This window comes from Aromatoleum evansii (genome assembly GCF_045689615.1).
In the GTDB taxonomy this organism is placed as follows: domain Bacteria; phylum Pseudomonadota; class Gammaproteobacteria; order Burkholderiales; family Rhodocyclaceae; genus Aromatoleum; species Aromatoleum evansii.
Genome location: NZ_CP141259.1, coordinates 1 through 17,888 on the forward strand (window position 1 = coordinate 1; position 17,888 = coordinate 17,888).

Genomic DNA, 17,888 nt, shown 5'->3' on the forward strand with positions numbered 1-17,888 from the left:
GTGAGTCAAGATTTCTGGTCCTTCTGCCTGTCGCGCCTTGAAAGCGAACTGCCGCCGCAGCAGTTCAACACCTGGATCAAGCCGCTGCAAGCCGAGACCGGGACGAGCGACGAACCATCACTGCGCCTGTTCGCCCCCAACCGCTTCGTCATGCAGTGGGTGCGCGAACGCTATCTCAAGCGCATCGCCGAGCTGGGCGAGGAGTTCCACGGCGGCCCGCTGCTGCTCGAACTCGTGATGTCCGAAGCCGGCAGCACGCGCACGGCCGCGCGCACCGTCGTTCCGGTCGCCACAAGCGTGCCGGTGGCAACGGAAGGCGCAGCCCCGGCGGCAAACGCCACGCCCGCGCCGATCGCCGCTCCCGCCATCATCACGCGCCCCGAACCGGAAATCGCGTCGAGCGCGGCCGACCTCGCCTACGAGAAGACGCGCCTCAACCCGGACTTCACCTTCGACACCCTGGTCACCGGCCGCGCCAACGACCTCGCCCGCGCCGCGGCGATGCAGGTCGCGCAGAACCCCGGCACCTCCTACAACCCGCTGTTCGTGTATGGCGGCGTCGGCCTCGGCAAGACCCACCTCGTGCACGCCATCGGCAACGCCGTCTACCAGCGCAACCCGCGCGCGGTGATCCGCTATGTACACGTCGAGGACTACTACGCCGACGTCGTGCGCGCCTACCAGCAGAAGAGCTTCGACGCCTTCAAGCGCTATTACCGCTCGCTCGACCTGCTGCTGATCGACGACATCCAGTTCTTCAACAACAAGAACCGCACGCAGGAAGAGTTCTTCCACGCCTTCAACGCCCTCACCGAGGCGCGCAAGCAGATCGTCATCACCTGCGACACCTACCCGAAGGACATCCAGGGCCTCGAGGACCGCCTGATCTCGCGCTTCGACTGGGGCCTGACGGTGCAGATCGAGCCGCCCGAGCTCGAGATGCGCGTCGCGATCCTGCAGAAGAAGGCCGAGGCGCTGCGCGTCGACCTGCACGACGACGTCGCCTTCCTCATCGCCAAGAACCTGCGCTCCAACGTGCGCGAGCTCGAAGGCGCGCTCAACAAGGTCGTCGCCTTCGCGCGCTTCCACGGCCGCGGCATCTCGCTCGAAGTCGCCAAGGATGCGCTGAAGGACCTGCTCAACGCGCACAACCGCCAGCTCACCATCGAGCACATCCAGAAGACGGTCGCCGACTACTACAAGATCAAGGTCGCCGACATGCACTCGAAGAAGCGCACGCGCGTCATCGCGCGCCCGCGCCAGGTCGCGATGTGGCTCGCCAAGGACCTCACGCCGATGTCGCTGCCGGCGATCGGCGAGGCCTTCGGCGGGCGCGACCACACCACCGTGCTGCACGCCTGCCGCACCATCGCCGACCTGCGCCTCGCCGACCAGCAGCTCAACCACGACGTGCACGTGCTGACGCAGGTGCTGCGCGGATGAGCGCTCCCCGCATGCACCTTCCCCGCAGCACCGCTTCCCTGCCCGGACAAACGGAATAACCTCAAACGGAAGATCCTGACGCCATGCTTCTGCTCACCACCACCCGCGATGCGCTCCTCGCCCCGCTGCAGTCGGTCGCCGGCATCGTCGAAAAGCGCCACACCCTGCCGATCCTGTCGAACGTGCTGATCGAGAAGCACGGCGACCAGCTCACGCTGCTCGCCACCGACATCGAGATCCAGATCCGCACGACCACGGGCGGGCACATCGGCGGCGAGGACGCCAACATCACCGTCGCGGCGAAGAAGCTGCAGGACATCCTGCGCGCGCTGCCCAACGAGGGCGAGGTGGTGCTCACGCTCGACGACAAGCGCCTCACCGTCAAGGCCGGCCGCAGCCGCTTCGCGCTGCAGACCCTGCCCGCCGCCGACTACCCGCGCATGAACCTGCCGGACGGCGACGCCACGCGCTTCAGCATCAGCCAGAAGAGCTTCAAGCGCCAGCTCGCGCAGGTCGCCTACTCGATGGCGCAGCAGGACATCCGCTACTACCTCAACGGCCTGCTGCTGATCGCCGACGGCAAGGAACTGCGCATGGTCGCCACCGACGGCCACCGCCTCGCCTTCGCGTCCAGCCCGCTCGAGGCCGAAGTGCCGCGTACCGAGGTGATCCTGCCGCGCAAGACGGTCATGGAACTCGCGCGCCAACTCGCCGACAGCGAGGATCCGCTCGAAATCGTCCTCGCCGGCAACCAGGTCGTGTTCCGCTTCGGCCCGATCGAGCTCGTCTCCAAGCTCATCGATGGCAAGTTCCCCGACTACGAGCGCGTGATCCCGCAGAACCACCAGAAGCTGATCACCTTCGAGCGCGTGCCGCTGCTCGCGACCCTGTCGCGCGTCGCCATCCTCACCAACGACAAGTTCCGCGGCGTGCGCCTCGTGCTCGGCGACGGCACGCTGAAGATCGCCTCGACCAACGCCGAACAGGAAGAAGCGCAGGAAGAGCTCGAAGTCGATTACCACGGCGACCCGCTCGACATCGGCTTCAACGTCACCTACCTGCTCGACGTGCTCACCAACATCCACGACGACCAGGTCGAGTGGCGCTTCAACGACGGCAACTCCAGCGCGCTGGTAACCCTGCCGGGCAACGATCGCTTCAAGTACGTAGTCATGCCGATGCGCATCTAACCCCTCCCTGTACGAGCGGCTTCAGCCGCGGTCGGAGCCGATGTCCCTGTGGGAGCGGCTTCAGCCTCGAATGGGCCGCCCCGGGAGCGACAGCGCCGATTCGCGGCTGAAGCCGCTCCCACACAGACGCTCCCACACCGCAATTCCCACCGATAGCGTGACCCCGTTTCCGCACCGTGGCCAAGCCTTTGAGATGAGCATGTCCGATCCGCAAAACCTGCCTCAGCCCGCCCCCGTCCCCGCGCCCGCCCCGTCCGGCGATTACGACGAATCCAGCATCCAGCAGCTCGAAGGCCTGGAAGCCGTGAGGAAGCGTCCCGGCATGTACATCGGCGACACCTCCGACGGCACCGGCCTGCACCACATGGTGTTCGAGGTCGTGGATAACTCCATCGACGAGGCGCTGGCCGGCCACTGCGACGACATCGTGATCACCATTCACGCCGACAACTCGATCTCGGTGGCCGACAACGGCCGCGGCATCCCGGTCGGCGTGAAGATGGACGACAAGCACGAGCCCAAGCGCTCGGCGGCCGAGATCGTCATGTGCGTGCTGCACGCCGGCGGCAAGTTCAACCAGAACAGCTACAAGGTGTCCGGCGGCCTGCACGGCGTGGGCGTCTCGTGCGTGAACGCGCTGTCTAAGTGGCTGCGCCTCACCGTGCGCCGCGACGGCAAGAAGCACTTCATGGAATTCCACCGCGGCGTGCCGCAGGACCGCGTGCTCGAGCACGTCGACGGCGTCGAGGTCAGCCCGCTGAAAGTCATCGGCGAGACGACGAAGCGCGGCACCGAGGTCCATTACCTCGCCGACGACGACATCTTCGGCACCGTCGAATACCACTACGAGATCCTCGCCAAGCGCCTGCGCGAGCTGTCCTTCCTCAACAACGGCGTGAAGATCCGCCTCATCGACCAGCGCACCGGCAAGGAAGAGGACTTCGCCTTCGCCGGCGGCGTGAAGGGCTTCGTCGAGTACATCAACCGCACGAAATCGGTGCTGCACCCCAACGTGTTCTACGCCGCCGGCACCACGCGCATCCCGACCGGCCACGGCCACGACGCCGAACTGGGCGTCGAAGTCGCCATGCAGTGGAATGACAGCTACGCCGAACAGGTGCTGTGCTACACCAACAACATCCCGCAGGCCGACGGCGGCACCCACCTCACCGGCCTGCGCGCGGCGATGACGCGCGTCATCAACAAGTACATCGAAGAAAACGAGATCGCCAAGAAGGCCAAGGTCGACATCACCGGCGACGACATGCGCGAAGGCCTCGCCTGCGTGCTCTCGGTGAAGATGCCCGACCCCAAGTTCGCCAGCCAGACCAAGATGAAGCTGGTGTCGTCGGAAGCCCGCCCCGCGGTCGAGGAAGTCGTCGCCGGCAAGCTCACCGATTTCCTGCAGGAAAACCCCATCGACGCCAAGACCATCTGCGCCAAGATCGTCGAGGCCGCGCGCGCCCGCGACGCCGCCCGCAAGGCGCGCGAGATGACGCGCCGCAAGGGCCTGCTGGACGGCGTCGGCCTGCCCGGCAAGCTCGCCGACTGCCAGGAGAAGGATCCCGCGCTGTGCGAGATCTACCTCGTCGAGGGTGACTCCGCAGGCGGCTCCGCCAAGCAGGGCCGCGACCGCAAGTTCCAGGCGATCCTGCCGCTCAAGGGCAAGATCCTCAACGTCGAGAAGGCGCGCTTCGACAAGCTGCTGCAGAGCCAGGAGATCGCCACCATGATCACCGCGCTCGGCACCGGCATCGGCAAGGAAGACTACAAGCCCGAGAAGCTGCGCTACCACCGCATCATCATCATGACCGACGCGGACGTCGACGGCGCGCACATCCGCACCCTGCTGCTGACCTTCTTCTACCGCCAGATGCCCGAGCTGGTCGAGCGCGGCCACATCTACATCGCCCAGCCGCCGCTGTACAAGATCAAGCACGGCAAGAACGAGATGTACATCAAGGACGAAGCGGCGCTCAACCAGCACCTGCTGAAGCTCGCCCTCGACGGCGCCGCGCTCGTGCCGCGCACCGGCGCCGCCCCCATCGTCGACGAGACCCTGGGCGGCCTCGCCCGCAGCTACCTGCTCGCCGAAGCGGTCATCAACCGCCTCTCCGGCTACATCGACGGCGCGGTGCTGCACGCGATGCTCGCGCACGACATCGAAGTCAGCCTCGCCGACGAAGCCGCCACCGCCGCCGCCGCCGCGCGCATCCGCCCGCACCTGCCCGACGAGGTCCAGATCCGTCCCGAATACCATGAGGGCTCGGAAACCTGGCGCATCGCCATCGAGCGCATGCTGCACGGCAACCGCAAGCGCGGCTGGATCGACGAGGAATTCATCGTCTCCGGCGACTACCGCAGCATCCGCACCGCCGCCGCCGCCATCGCCGACCTGATGGGCGAGGGCGCCGAGATCCGCCGCGGCGAGAAGAGCCAGCCGGTCACCCGCTTCGCCGACGCCATCCGCTGGCTACTCGCCGAAGTCGAACGCGGCCTCAGCAAGCAGCGCTACAAGGGTCTGGGCGAGATGAACCCCGAGCAGCTGTGGGAAACGACCATGGATCCGGCCGTGCGCCGCCTGCTCAAGGTGCAGATCGACGACGCCATCGCCGCCGACGAGATCTTCACGACGCTGATGGGCGACGACGTGGAACCGCGCCGGGCGTTCATCGAGGGCAACGCGCTGTTTGCGCGGAATATCGACGTGTGATTTTGTCGGATTCCACCGAAGGTCAATACTGTGTCAAGTAAGTGAGATTTGGTGGCACAGCTAACGAAGAGAGCCCGTTCAAGGGCTCTTTTCACTTTCCCGCATCGCGATCGTTGGCGGAAACGTGGCTGCGCCTAACGAGCCGCCGAAGACGATCATGCAGTCAAAGGCGCACTCTGCCTGAGCCAGCAGGTTGTTGTTCCATTTTCCATCCGCATGTGTCCGAAGATACGGGCCTTGCCTGCTAATAGTTGCGGTACCACGGCGACACGCTCATACTTTCGCATCAATTCGATTGGTGCAGCATGAACTCGACACTGAAGCGTCTCGTTAGCGTCCAGGCGGGACACCCGTTTCGCGGCCGCGTGCCCCAGGTGAAAGGCGGAAACGCCTTTGCATTGCAGATGCGTGACGTCAACCCGCACGGAGAAGTCGCGTGGGACGGGCTCGTGCAGACGCAGGTCGACAACACCAAGGCAGTCCAGTGGCTTGAGCCGGGCGACGTGGTATTTGTCGCGCGCGGCGCACGCAACTACGCGGTCTGTCTGCGGGAAGTCCCGAAACCGTCGGTGTGCTCCCAGTACTTCTTCCTCTTGCGGATCAAATCACCGACGCTGCTGCCGGAATTCCTGGCGTGGCAGATCAACCGCGCACCGGCCCAGCGATATCTGGCCAGCAACGCAGAAGGGTCGGACCAGCTGAGCATCCGTAGGCCGGTACTGGAAGCGCTGCCCGTCGCAGTTCCGACGATTCACCAACAACAGTTGATCGTTGCGCTCGCCGAAACGGCGGTGCATGAGCAACAGCAGCTCGAAGCATTGATCCGCAACCGCCAGCGCCAACTCGACGCCTTGGCGCTTGAGCTCTTCTCGAACGACCCCAGCCACGACTGAAGCCACCATGACTGCTACCCCCATCAATCAGGACACCATCAACGCCGCCGTCTGGGGCGCCTGCGACACCTTCCGCGGCACCGTGGACCCGAGCATTTACAAGGACTATGTCCTGACCATGCTCTTCCTGAAGTACATCTCCGATGTCTGGCAGGACCACTACGAGCAGTACAAGACCGAGCATGGCGACCATCCGGAACTGATCGAGGAGCTGCTCAAGAACGAGCGCTTCGTGCTGCCGAAGAAGGCCAATTTCTATGCACTGCACCGGGCCCGTCATGAACCGGGTAACGGCGAGCGTATCGACAAGGCCTTGCACGCCATCGAGGAGACCAACCTCACCAAGCTGCGAGACGTCTTCCAGGACATAAGCTTCAACTCCACGAAGCTCGGCGACGAGGCCCAGAAGAACGACATCCTTCGCCACCTGCTCGAAGACTTCGCCAAGCCGGAACTCAACCTGCGGCCCAGCCGAGTCGGCACGCTCGACGTGATCGGCAACGCCTACGAGTTCCTCATCAAGAACTTTGCCTCCACCAGCGGCAAGAAGGCCGGCGAGTTCTACACGCCGCCCGAGGTCTCGCAGCTGATGGCCCGCTTGGTCGCCCCCCAAGAAGGCGACGAAATCTGCGATCCCACCTGCGGCTCGGGCTCGCTACTGATGAAGTGCGGCCAGCTCATCCGCAGTCTCGCGGGGAGCAAGAAGTACGCGCTCTATGGGCAGGAGGCGATCGGCAGCACCTGGGCGCTGGCCAAGATGAACATGTTCCTCCATGCCGAGGACAACCACCGCATCGAATGGGGTGACACCCTGCGCAACCCCAAGTTGCTCGATGGGGATGGCCTGCTCAAGCACTTCGACGTCGTCGTCGCCAATCCGCCCTTCTCGCTCGAAAAATGGGGCTTTGAGTCCGCCGCCGACGACAAATACAAACGCTTTCGCCGGGGCGTGCCACCCCGCACCAAAGCCGACTATGCCTTCATCCTGCACATGGTGGAGACCATGAAGCCCGGCACCGGGCGCATGGCCGTCGTCGTTCCCCACGGCGTGCTGTTCCGCGGCGCAGCGGAAGGCAGGATCCGCAGCAAGCTCATCGAGGAGAACCTGCTCGACACCGTGATCGGCCTGCCCGAGAAGCTCTTCTACGGTACCGGCATCCCGGCGGCGATCCTCGTCTTCCGCAAGAAAAAGCTCGACGACAAGGTGCTCTTCATCGACGCCAGCCGGGACTACCAGGACGGCAAGAATCAGAACTTCCTGCGCGCGCAGGACCTCGACCGCATCATCGCCGCCGCAACCGAGCGGCAAAACGTGGACAAGTACGCCTATCTCGCCAGCCCCGCCGAGATCGCCGAGAACGATTACAACCTCAATATTCCGCGATACGTCGATACCTTCGAAGAAGAGGAAGAGATCGACCTGATGGCCGTGCGCGCCGAGCGCGAAAAGCTCAAGGCCGAGCTGGCCGTGCTGGAAGAAAAGATGGCCGGCTATCTGAAGGAACTCGGCTATGAGTGAAACCAATGATCAAGGCCGGGGCGAACTCGTCATCTACGCCACCGAAGACGGCGCCGCGCAGTTCTACCTTCGTGCGGAGGGCGGATCGGTCTGGCTGTCACAGGCCGAATTGGCAAGCCTGTTCCAGACGACCTCACAGAACATCACACAGCACATCCGTGCCATCTACGCCGACGGGGAACTCCAACCTGAGGCAACGTGTAAGCAGGACTTACAAGTTCAATCCGAAGGGGCTCGCCTCGTCCGCCGCACCCTGAAGCTCTACAACCTGGACCTCATCCTTGCTGTCGGGTACCGAGTGCGCTCGCCGCGCGGCACGCAGTTCCGCCAGTGGGCCACGCAGCACCTGCGCGAATACCTGATCAAGGGCTTCGTGCTCGACGACGAGCGGCTCAAGAACCCCGGTGGCTGGGATTACTTCGACGAACTGCTGCAGCGCATCCGGGATATTCGCGCCTCGGAAAAGCGCTTCTACCAGAAGATCCGCGACCTCTTCGCGCTGGCGACCGACTATCGTGACGACGCCGAAGCCGCCGGCCTGTTCTTCGCCGAAGTGCAGAACAAGATGCTCTTCGCCGTCACCGAGCACACCGCTGCCGAAATCATCGTCGGCCGTGCCGACCCCACCCAGCCCAACATGGCACTGCAGACCTGGTCGAAGACTCGGGTGCGCAAAGCTGACGTCATCGTCGCCAAGAACTACCTCAAGGCGGACGAGATCGAGGAACTCGACCGTCTCGCCACGATGTTCCTCGACTACGCCGAAGACCGCGCCAAAAAGCGCGAAAAGATCACCATGGCCGACTGGCGCCAGTACGTCGATAACTTCCTCGCCTTCAACGAGCGCCCGCTGCTCAAGGGCACGGGCAAGATCAGCCACGAGCGCATGGTCAAGCTTGTGCACGAGCGCTATGACCTCTTCGACGCGCAGCGGCGTAAGGCGGAGGCTTTGCAGGCGGACGCGGAAGACATCGCAGAGTTGGAGGCAGTGGAGAAAACCAAGCCGGTGACGAATTCTGCCAAAGGAGGCAACGATGTTGCCTGAGGGATGGAAGCAAACGACGGTTGGCAATGCATGCGCAATCAAGAACAACCTCCGTCTTCCCATAAGTACGGAGCAGCGGTCAGGGATGCATGGCCCCTATCCTTACTTCGGACCCACCGGAGTCCTTGGCTACCTAGACCATTACAGGATTAATGAGGAATTTGCGCTAATCGGTGAGGATGGCGATCATTTTCTGAAATTCAAGGAGCGTGAAATGACGCTCTACTTTTCCGGAAAAGCGAATGTAAATAACCATGCGCATATCGTCGGAAACTCATCAGCGTGCTTGGCAAAGTGGTTTCACTACACGTTTATGCACTGTGACTTGACGCCAGTGCTATCACGACAAGGGGTTGGGCGGTACAAACTTACTAAGTCCGGTTTGGAAAACCTCAAAATAATACTTCCGTCTATCGCGGAGCAAGAGCAAATCATTACTGTGCTTGCTACTTGGGATGACGCGATAGCCGCTACCCAAAAACTCGTCGCCAACACACGTCAGCAGAAACGGGCGCTGATGCAGCAACTCCTTAGCGGAAAGAGGCGGTTGAAGCAGTTTGCTCGTAGTGATCGAAGAGTGGCTACTCGATTCGGCAGTCTTCCCGTCGATTGGGAGCACGTTGCTATTGAACGTGTGGCCAATGAATTCAGCGCCAAGAACGTGGCTGATGAACCGCTCCCTGTTCTTTCCTGCACGAAACACGCGGGCCTTGTTGACTCGCTGGCATATTTCAATAAGCGAATATTCAGTGAAGATACAACGACCTACAAGATCGTTGAGCGGAACTGCTTCGCCTACGCCACCAATCACATCGACGAAGGGTCTATCGGCTATCAGAATCTTTACGACAAGGCGCTGATCAGTCCGATGTACACGGTCTTCAAGACCAGCGGAGCTATCGATGACGGCTTTCTCTTCAAACTTCTGAAGACCGAACACTACAGGCAAATATTCGCGGCCAACACGAATGCCTCCGTGGATCGTCGTGGCAGCCTGCGTTGGGGCGACTTCAAGAAGATCGAAATTCCACTACCCTCGCTCCAAGAACAGGCGGCCATCTCTGCTGTGATCGATGTCGCAGAGCAGGAGATTTCGAGTCTTGAGAAGCAGCTTGCCGTGTTGCGGGAAGAAAAGCGCGCGCTCATGCAGCAACTCCTCACCGGCAAGCGCCGCGTCCGCGTTTCCGTGTGCGAAGAGGAAACGAGCGCGTCATGAGCCCCGTCCCCCAGACCCGGGAGCAATACAGCGCCCACATCCCCGCCCTGCATCTGCTGTGCAACCTGGGCTGGACGTTCCTGAGCACCGAGGCTTGCCTGGCCCTGCGCGGCAGTACGCGCGAGGTGCTGATGAAGCCGCGGCTGGTCGAAGTGCTGCAGACGCGGCGCTTCGAGTACAAGGGGGAGTGGTACCCGCTGTCGCCCAGCGCCATCGACCAGATCGTGCGCGAGGTTTCGTCCCTCAACCTGGCCGAGGGCCTGCTGTCGGCCAATGAGCGGCTGTACACCAAGCTGGCACTGGGGGTGACCGTTACCGAGTTCATGCCCGACGGCAAGAAGCACCAGCCCACCATCGCGGTGATCGAGTGGAACGACTCCGCCGCCAACCGCTGGGACGTGACCGAAGAGCTGGAGTTGATCTCCACCCACGGCACGCACAGCCGCGTTCCGGATGTGGTGTGCTACGTGAACGGCATTCCGCTGGCAGTGATCGAGGCCAAGCGGCCGGACAGTGGCCACACCGCGAAGGCGATGGTGGACGAGGGTGTAAGCCAGCACCTGCGCAACCAGCGGCCGGACGAAATTCCGCCACTCTTCGCCTACGCTCAGTTGCTGGTGGCCGTGAGCCACACCGAGGGGCGCTACGGCACCACCCATACCGCCGCCAAATTCTGGGCACGGTGGCGCGAGGAGGAGTTTTCGGATGCGCTCCTCGCCAAATGGAAGAACCAGCCCCTGGCACCCGATACGCGGACGGCACTGCTTGCGGGCAAGCCGGCCAGGCTGAAGGCTTACTTCGAACAACTCTGGTCTCAGCCCGTGCTGCCCACCGACCAGGATCGACTGCTGGCCGCGCTACTGCAGCCGGCACGCTTGCTGGAGTTCCTGCGCTTCTTCGTGCTGTTCGACCGCAAGGTGGGGAAGGTGGTGGCGCGATATCAGCAGTTCTTCGGCATCCGCGCCCTGATCGCCCGCATTGGCGAGCGCCGGCCGGATGGCGGCCGGCAGGGTGGCATCGTGTGGCACACCACCGGCTCGGGCAAGAGTTTCACGATGGTCTTCCTCACCAAGGCGCTGGTGCAGCATGAGCACATCAAGGCCTGCCGCGTCGTGGTGGTGACTGACCGGCTGGACCTGGAAGACCAGCTGGCGCGCAACTTCATGAGCAGCGGTGCCTTTGGCTCGGCCATCGCGACCAGGAAGGAAGGCGAGAAGGCCAAGGTGGGTTCGGGCCGGGAGCTCGCCAAACGCATCGGCCAGGGCACGGAGCGGATCATCTTCACGCTCATCCACAAGTTCGCCACCGCCTCCAGACTGCCTGAGTGCCACAACCCCTCGGCCAATCTGATTGTGCTGGTGGATGAAGGTCACCGCAGTCACGGCGGCGAGACGCACGAGCGCATGCGCAAGGCGCTGCCGCGCGCAGCCTATGTGGCCTTCACCGGCACACCGCTATTGAAGAAGGAAAAGACCGCCAACAAGTTCGGCCCGATCGTGCATGCCTACACGATGCAGCGTGCGGTGGAAGACGGCACCGTCTCGCCACTGCTGTACGAAGAGCGGGTGCCTGAACTGACGATCAACGAAGAAGCGGTGAACCGCTGGTTCGACAAGATTACCGCGGGCCTGTCGGACGCGCAGAGCGCCGACCTGAAGAAGAAGTTCGCCAACAAGCAGGCCATCTACGGTGCGGCCAATCGCATCGAGCTGATTGCCTGGGACATTGCGACGCACTTCAACGAGAACATCAAGAAGCTGGGCCTGGGGCTGAAGGGGCAGGTGGCTACGGGCAGCAAGCTGGATGCGATCCGCTACAAGCAATACCTCGACGACACCGGCCTGGTGACCAGCGCCATCGTCATCTCCGCCCCGGACAGCCGGGAAGGCAACACCGAAGTGGACGAAAGCAAGCTGCCCGAGGTACAGAAATGGTGGAATGCGAACGTGGGCCACCAGCAGGACACCTACGAACGCGCGGTGCTGGAGGGCTTTGCCGGCGACGGCGACCCCGACCTGCTGATCGTCGTGGACCGCTTGCTGACCGGCTTTGACGAGCCGCGCAATACGGTCCTCTATATCGACAAGCCGCTCAAGGAACACAACCTGATCCAGGCCATTGCCCGCGTGAACCGCCTGCATGAGGCCAAACGCTATGGCGTGCTGGTGGATTACCGCGGCATCCTGAAAGAGCTGGATACGGCCGTGCGCGCCTATCAGGACCTGGAATCCCGCACGCAAGGCGGCTACGAGCTGGCAGACATCGAGGGCCTTTATCACCAGTTCAGCACCGAGTACAAACGGCTGCCCGGCTTGCACGAGGCCTTATGGGCCATCTTTGCGGAGGTTAGGAACCGGCAGGACCTGGAACAGTACCGCCAGGTGCTGATGCCGCGTTACGCCGAGGATGATGATGGCGCGAGTTACGACACCCGCCAGAAGGTGCGCGACGACTTCTACGATGCCCTGACCCAATTCGGCTTGTGCCTGCAAACCGCCTTGTCGTCGCGAAGCTTCTTCGAGGATCACAGCTTTTCCGAGGTCGACGTGGCCCGGTACAAAGAAGATCTCCAGTTCTTCTCCAGCCTGCGCAAGATCGCGCGCCAGGATGCGATGGAGACGGTGGACTACAGCGTGTATGAAGACCAGATCCGTCGCATGGTGGATAAGCAGGTCATCGGCCAGGAGGTCCGCGAGCCCGAGGGCGTATATCTGGTCCACAAACTGGGCACGGCCGACGAGCCTGAGCAATGGAGCGAGGAGAAGACCCGAAATGAAACGGACCTCATTCGCACCCGCTTGAAGAGAACCATCGAGCAGGATCTCGCCAACGATCCCTATGCCCAAAAGGTCTTTGCCGAGTTGCTGAAGCAGGCGATTGCCGAAGCCGAAGCGATGTTTGACCATCCGCTCAAGCAGTACGCTCTTTTCAAGAAGTTTGAAGAGCAAGTCGAGCAACGCGATCTCGCGGGTATGCCCGACGCGTTTGGCGACAACGCTCACGCCCGGGCCTACTTCGGCATTTGCCGGTTGGTGCTGGGTGAAACGGAGTTTGCGGGCAGCGATGCATCCAGACTGGTGAATGAGTCCGTGGCGATCGACAAGGTGGTACGTGACGCCGTGGCCGAAAATTCCCTCAACCCGCAGAACATCGAGGCGGCAATTCGCAAGACCCTGCTGCCACGCCTCTTTTCGCTGATGGGACTGGAGCGGGCCAAGGAGGCTATCGAGCAAGTGATCCAGGTGACACGCATCGGCCTGTCGCGAGGAAATTATTGAGGTGGTACGGACGATTCCCTACGGCGACGCGAAGATCGCCTTTACGATCCGTTTTGTGTCACGCCCGCAACGGCGGGTGAGCATTCATGTGATGCCGGATGGCGCGGTGCGCGTCGACGCGCCCGAGGAAACCGAGCTATCCGAAGTGATGACAGCCGTACGCAAGCGCGCCCGTTGGGTATGGCTGCAGCTTGAAGGTCAACGCGAACGCAGGCGGCATGTGCTTCCGCGCGAATACGTAAGCGGCGAAAGCCACTTCTACCTCGGCCGCCGCTACATGTTGAAGGTCAATGTTGAACCGGCGGCCGAACCAGGCGTGAAGCTCCTGCGCGGCCGGCTGGAAGTGACGACCCCGACGCGCGAGGCAACGACGATTCGTCACCTATTGGAGAAGTGGTATCGCGGCCGCGGCCTGGACGTGTTTGCACGGATCATTGCCGGATGCGCGGCGAAGGCGACCTGGCTGGAGCAACAACCGCCATGGCGACTGCTGAACATGCGTACGCAGTGGGGCAGCTGTTCGCCGAAGGGCGAGCTCCTGCTCAACCCGCAACTGGTGAAGGCCCCCCGCGCCTGCGTCGAGTACGTCGTAGTCCACGAACTGTGTCATCTGAAAGAGCACAACCACAGCGCCAACTTCTACCGCTTGCTCGAAGCCCTGTTGCCTGACTGGGAAGCGAGAAAGACGGAACTCGACGGCATGGCCGAGTTGCTGTTGAATCGGTGACGTGAAGCGGAGGCGAGGTGTCGTTTCCGACCTCTGCCCAAGCGAGCGACACTCAAGCCCATCGCAGCAGGCAATGCGATGGGCCGTCATGGGCAGATTATCGACGCCCGTTTCTCATTGCGCTGAAGAATTCATGCGCCATTTTTCGCGCTGCCCGATCTTCCGGAGGGCTTAGCGGCGTCAGTTGCAGCCCCTCGTCACCGGCCACGTAAAGAGGGCCACCCTGGTCGTCGTCATAGTCCTGCCCATCGTAGAGGCCTCCATCATGGTAGGCCCGCAGCGAGGATCTGGTCAGGTCAGTTCCCATTCGCTTGGCGACGTACTGCCACATCCAGGCCTCGCGGAGGTCGGTTTTCCGTGCCCTCTCCGCGAGTTCCCGGATCGCATCGACGTCTCCCGACTCCGCCAATGTCCGAAGTGCCCAGGCATCGCCAAAATCGGCGAGTTCCTCGAGCGCCCGGGATGAACCCTCTTCAGCCGCAACACGCAACCATCTATGCTCTGCGTCTCGATCGCCCAGCCTCGCGGCGACCTTGACCATCCGCCTTGCATCCACCGCGCCTTGGCTCGCCTCGGCAACCGCAAAGAACTGCGGATCGCGAAAGACTTCGGCAAACTCCAACGCCGCAGCGCGCACCCCAGTCGTCGCAGCGTGCCTCAGATGATGTACGTACTTCTCGAATCGCGGCTTGTTCTGGATGTACTCGTCAGCCCATCGCTGTTCAGTCGCAGTGAGCTTTCGCCCCTTGAGCGATTCCTCGTAAAGGTAGCTGCTCGGAAGCTCGCATCGGTTCACCGCGGCCAGCGCGAAATGCGCCAATGCGTCATTCCCGGCAGCAGCCCGCTCCAGACCGTCGATCAACAGGGTCGATGCGTGCAAGCTGCTTAGCTGTAGTAAGCCTGAATGCTCGGATCGTTCTTCAGCCCCATCATCAGAATCGATTTCATCTTCCCAGTCGTCGATGTCGTCATCATCCTCGTCTTCCTCAACCGGCGTTGAAGGGGCCAGGGCCGCACGAATGTCGCGCCACTCAACATACGAAAGGGCGCGCCCCGCCGCGTAGCTGACAAGCTCGGTCGCGATCGCCTCCCCTTCGTTTTGCAGGTAGCCAAGTTGCACGCTCCGGCCAATCACTTCGGGACGGAGGGTCGGGACGGACGTGCCGAGCCCTGAATCGCTCAGCAAGGCGACCGCGCTGAAGGCAGCGTACGACTTGAAACCGAAGGAAGCAGCCAGAAGCTCATACACGTGTCCCCGCTTGACGGGAATACCCACGCTGGCTTGGAGGCGCTGTTGCGCCGAGAACGCAAGTTCTTTGATCGTCATGACAAACCTTTCCTCAACACCACGCCGATTTCGGGTCAAGCGCACACGTTTAAGTCCCCGACGGCGAGGCTCAAAGAGAGGTTTTCGATGACAGCAGGAAGAAGCCTTTTTCTACTCGTGTGCAAGTAAGGTGGGCACCGCCTCGCATAGTAGCGGGAGCACCGAAACCTTGTCCATATGCCGTGCACTATCACAGTCAACTGCCAGAACGGATGCCTGGCAGGGACGGTCCGAAGAGGAACTACAATGACAGGGCGCTCGACTCGCACTCAGTGGTAATCGGGCTGGTCACGACCGAATGCTAGAGGGAGAAGACGTCCCGCACGAATTTCTCACTATCTGTGGCACGAACGCACGGATTTTTCATGAACTTTGACACTACCCCTTGATGCGGTGACACGGAAAGCGAAAAACCATAATAAAATCAAAGCTCAGAATTTCATTTTCCATGTCACCCGACAGATTTTTTGTAGCGGGGGTCATAAATTGACAGTTTGCTAAGCGCAAACTAGCACAAGCGCGAAGGGCGGAGAATCCAACGGACTCTCCGCCCTTTCTACATTCTGTGCTGGGCGCGTAGCAATGCCACCAAAGGGACGCGGACTCGCAGTTGCGGGCGATTATGCCTGCTATAGCAGGCGCAATCTCTGGAATCGCGGCACACAGAGATAGCCGCCTATTTTGCTAGGCTTATTTTTGAATCGAAGGGCATGCCGAGTTATACTCCTATCAAAATAGGAGTATTGTCCATGGCACGTCGCGTCGTTCCCACCGTCTTCCCTGTCGACCCGCAGCTCACCACCAGCGAGGACCTCGGGCTGGCCATCCGTGCGGCTCGCACCGCCAGCGGCCTCACGCTCGAGGAGGCGGCGCTGGCGGTGAGTATTGCCAAGCAGACGCTCGGTGACCTGGAGGCAGGCAAGCCGACGGTCGGGCTGGGGATAGCCTTGCGCGTGGCCAAGGAGCTGGGGGTGAGTCTCTTCATGGCGCCGGCGACCGAGGCCAGTTCGATTTCGCAGCTCATCCGTGAGGCGCGTGCGTGATGGAACTCGACGTCCTGATGAATGGGGAGCTTGCCGGCACGCTCGGCTACACGGCGGCGACCCACCGCTACGTGTTTCGCTACAGCCCGGTGTGGCTCTCGCGCAAGGAGCGCTATGCGCTCGGGCCGACCTTGCCGCTCGAAACCGGGGCGGACACCACCGAGGAGCAGCACAGTGCCGCGGTGCGCCAGTTCTTCGAGAACCTGTTGCCCGAGGGGCAGGCGCTCGATGATGCGGCGAGCACGCACAAGCTCTCGAAGGGCAACCTGATGGGGCTCCTGGCGGCGCTGGGCGGCGAGACCGCCGGAGCGCTGCAGCTGCGCCTGCCCGGGACGGTGGCGACGCCGGTGCCCGAGGCGCGCCGGCCGTTGTCGCACGCCGAGCTCTCGGAGCGCATCCGCGCGCGCCCGTTTCATCCCTTCTCCGTGTGGGATGGGCGGGTGCGCCTGTCAATTGCCGGGTACCAGGACAAGATTGCCGTCTTCGAGGAGGCCGATGGGCAGTGGGCACTCGTCGAGGGGGGGCATCTCGCCTCGACCCACATCCTGAAGCCCGAGCCGGTTGCCGCGCAGCTGGCGGGGCTCACCGGCAACGAGTTTTTCTGTATGCGGCTCGCACACCGGGCCAAGCTGCCGGTTGCAGAAGTTGCGCTGGTGCGTGTGCCCGAGCCGGTGTTGGCGGTGAAGCGCTTCGACCGCGAGCTTAGCGGCGGACGCGTGGTGCGCCGGCACATCATCGACGGCTGCCAGGCGCTGGGCCTCTCGTCCGCGCTCAAGTACGAGCGTCCGTACGGCGACACTCGGGACGTGCGCGACCTGCGCGAGGGGGCGTCGCTGCCGATGCTCTTCGCGCTCCTCGAGCACTGCCCGCGGCCGGCCGCCGAACGCCTCGCCCTGTTGCGCTGGACCCTCTTCCAGGTGCTCATCGGCAACACCGACGCCCATGCCAAGAACCTCTCGTTCTACGCCGGGCGGGAAGGGCTCACGCTGGCGCCCGCGTACGACCTCGTGTGCGGGTTCGCCTTCGACGGGGTCCAGCTGCTCGACACCACCTACGCCATGGCCATTGGCGATGCGTTTCACGCGCAGGAGCTCTCGCCCTTCGAGTGGGCAAGCTTCGCCCACGCCTGCGGCCTGCCGCTGCGCCAGGTGAGCATCGAGCTCGCCCGCATGGCCAAGCGCGTCGCCGAGAGCCTGCCCGGGACCCTCGAGGATGCGCGGGAGGCCGGCGTGGCGCCGGCCCTCGTCGAGCTGCTGCACGCGATTGTCGTCACCGAATGCGAGCGCCAGGCGCGCATGGCGCCCGAAATCGCGAAAGTCGACCCGGCGCTCCTCTGACGGCGCCGGGTCCCGCCGACCCAAACAGGTAATTGAGCGACAAATCCCTAAGCGCGAATGGGTCAGCTGCGTAGTAACACCCCGGGGGCGAAGATACTGTCCCGTTAGTGGGTCAACGAAAACCTCACACAGCTTTTCCGCGGCGAATTGAAGCGCT

General features: G+C 62.7%; 13 protein-coding genes. 11 read left to right on the top strand and 2 right to left on the bottom strand.

What is annotated here, in order from left to right:
- The 3 genes from dnaA (at position 1) to gyrB (ending at position 5,346) form a co-directional block, all read left to right on the top strand.
- A complete protein-coding gene (dnaA, locus tag U5817_RS00005; RefSeq protein WP_407279272.1) occupies positions 1-1,443 on the top strand; it encodes a chromosomal replication initiator protein DnaA in 1,443 nt (480 codons plus the stop codon).
- 83 nt (positions 1,444-1,526) lie between these two features.
- A complete protein-coding gene (gene dnaN, locus U5817_RS00010) occupies positions 1,527-2,633 on the top strand; it encodes a DNA polymerase III subunit beta (RefSeq protein ID WP_169132472.1) in 1,107 nt (368 codons plus the stop codon).
- A 199-nt stretch (positions 2,634-2,832) separates the two neighbouring features.
- Positions 2,833-5,346: a DNA topoisomerase (ATP-hydrolyzing) subunit B gene (gene gyrB, locus U5817_RS00015; RefSeq protein WP_407279273.1), complete on the top strand. Its 2,514-nt coding sequence runs from the start codon at positions 2,833-2,835 to the stop codon at positions 5,344-5,346.
- 78 nt (positions 5,347-5,424) lie between these two features.
- On the opposite strand, the gene U5817_RS00020 is transcribed toward gyrB, so the two are convergent.
- Entirely contained in the window at positions 5,425-5,595 is a 171-nt protein-coding gene (locus U5817_RS00020; protein ID WP_407281132.1) for a DUF3892 domain-containing protein, read from the bottom strand.
- A 56-nt stretch (positions 5,596-5,651) separates the two neighbouring features.
- Here U5817_RS00020 and U5817_RS00025 point away from each other — a divergent pair, with 56 nt between their 5' ends.
- The 6 genes from U5817_RS00025 to U5817_RS00050 are packed head-to-tail and all read left to right on the top strand — an operon-like array spanning position 5,652 to position 14,024.
- Positions 5,652-6,239: a hypothetical protein gene (locus U5817_RS00025; protein WP_407279274.1), complete on the top strand. Its 588-nt coding sequence runs from the start codon at positions 5,652-5,654 to the stop codon at positions 6,237-6,239.
- Between the two features lie 7 nt (positions 6,240-6,246).
- Positions 6,247-7,758 (top strand): type I restriction-modification system subunit M, encoded by a 1,512-nt coding sequence (locus tag U5817_RS00030; RefSeq protein WP_407279275.1) that lies wholly within the window; start codon positions 6,247-6,249, stop codon positions 7,756-7,758.
- Positions 7,751-8,803: a virulence RhuM family protein gene (locus U5817_RS00035; RefSeq protein WP_407279276.1), complete on the top strand. Its 1,053-nt coding sequence runs from the start codon at positions 7,751-7,753 to the stop codon at positions 8,801-8,803. The genes U5817_RS00030 and U5817_RS00035 overlap by 8 nt, the downstream gene beginning before the upstream one ends.
- Positions 8,793-10,019 carry a restriction endonuclease subunit S gene (locus U5817_RS00040; protein WP_407279278.1) on the top strand — a complete coding sequence of 409 codons (1,227 nt, stop codon included), beginning with the start codon at positions 8,793-8,795 and terminating at the stop codon, positions 10,017-10,019. Before U5817_RS00035 ends, U5817_RS00040 begins: the two co-directional genes overlap by 11 nt.
- Positions 10,016-13,297, top strand: a complete 3,282-nt coding sequence (locus tag U5817_RS00045) for a type I restriction endonuclease subunit R (protein WP_407279279.1) — start codon at positions 10,016-10,018, stop codon at positions 13,295-13,297. Before U5817_RS00040 ends, U5817_RS00045 begins: the two co-directional genes overlap by 4 nt.
- A gap of 1 nt (position 13,298) precedes the next feature.
- Positions 13,299-14,024 carry a M48 family metallopeptidase gene (locus tag U5817_RS00050; protein WP_407279280.1) on the top strand — a complete coding sequence of 242 codons (726 nt, stop codon included), beginning with the start codon at positions 13,299-13,301 and terminating at the stop codon, positions 14,022-14,024.
- A gap of 97 nt (positions 14,025-14,121) precedes the next feature.
- Here the strand turns inward: U5817_RS00050 and U5817_RS00055 are convergent, their stop codons facing one another.
- The gene (locus tag U5817_RS00055; protein ID WP_407279281.1) at positions 14,122-15,351 is read right to left on the bottom strand and encodes a hypothetical protein; all 1,230 of its coding nucleotides are present in this window, start codon (positions 15,349-15,351) and stop codon (positions 14,122-14,124) included.
- A 749-nt stretch (positions 15,352-16,100) separates the two neighbouring features.
- On the opposite strand from U5817_RS00055, the gene U5817_RS00060 reads away from it, so the two are divergent.
- On the top strand, positions 16,101-16,394 hold the full coding sequence (locus U5817_RS00060) for a helix-turn-helix transcriptional regulator (protein WP_169132122.1): 294 nt from the start codon (positions 16,101-16,103) through the stop codon (positions 16,392-16,394).
- Positions 16,394-17,731, top strand: a complete 1,338-nt coding sequence (locus U5817_RS00065; protein ID WP_169132123.1) for a HipA domain-containing protein — start codon at positions 16,394-16,396, stop codon at positions 17,729-17,731. Before U5817_RS00060 ends, U5817_RS00065 begins: the two co-directional genes overlap by 1 nt.
- Positions 17,732-17,888 lie beyond the last annotated feature (157 nt).

Coding starts and splice junctions, on each gene's coding strand:
- U5817_RS00030 (WP_407279275.1), top strand. CDS start 6,247: ATGACTGCTACCCCCATCAATCAGGACACCATCAACGCCGCCGTCTGG.
- U5817_RS00035 (WP_407279276.1), top strand. CDS start 7,751: ATGAGTGAAACCAATGATCAAGGCCGGGGCGAACTCGTCATCTACGCC.
- U5817_RS00040 (WP_407279278.1), top strand. CDS start 8,793: ATGTTGCCTGAGGGATGGAAGCAAACGACGGTTGGCAATGCATGCGCA.
- dnaN (WP_169132472.1), top strand. CDS start 1,527: ATGCTTCTGCTCACCACCACCCGCGATGCGCTCCTCGCCCCGCTGCAG.
- gyrB (WP_407279273.1), top strand. CDS start 2,833: ATGTCCGATCCGCAAAACCTGCCTCAGCCCGCCCCCGTCCCCGCGCCC.
- U5817_RS00025 (WP_407279274.1), top strand. CDS start 5,652: ATGAACTCGACACTGAAGCGTCTCGTTAGCGTCCAGGCGGGACACCCG.
- U5817_RS00055 (WP_407279281.1), bottom strand. CDS start 15,351: ATGACGATCAAAGAACTTGCGTTCTCGGCGCAACAGCGCCTCCAAGCC.
- U5817_RS00045 (WP_407279279.1), top strand. CDS start 10,016: ATGAGCCCCGTCCCCCAGACCCGGGAGCAATACAGCGCCCACATCCCC.
- U5817_RS00065 (WP_169132123.1), top strand. CDS start 16,394: ATGGAACTCGACGTCCTGATGAATGGGGAGCTTGCCGGCACGCTCGGC.
- U5817_RS00060 (WP_169132122.1), top strand. CDS start 16,101: ATGGCACGTCGCGTCGTTCCCACCGTCTTCCCTGTCGACCCGCAGCTC.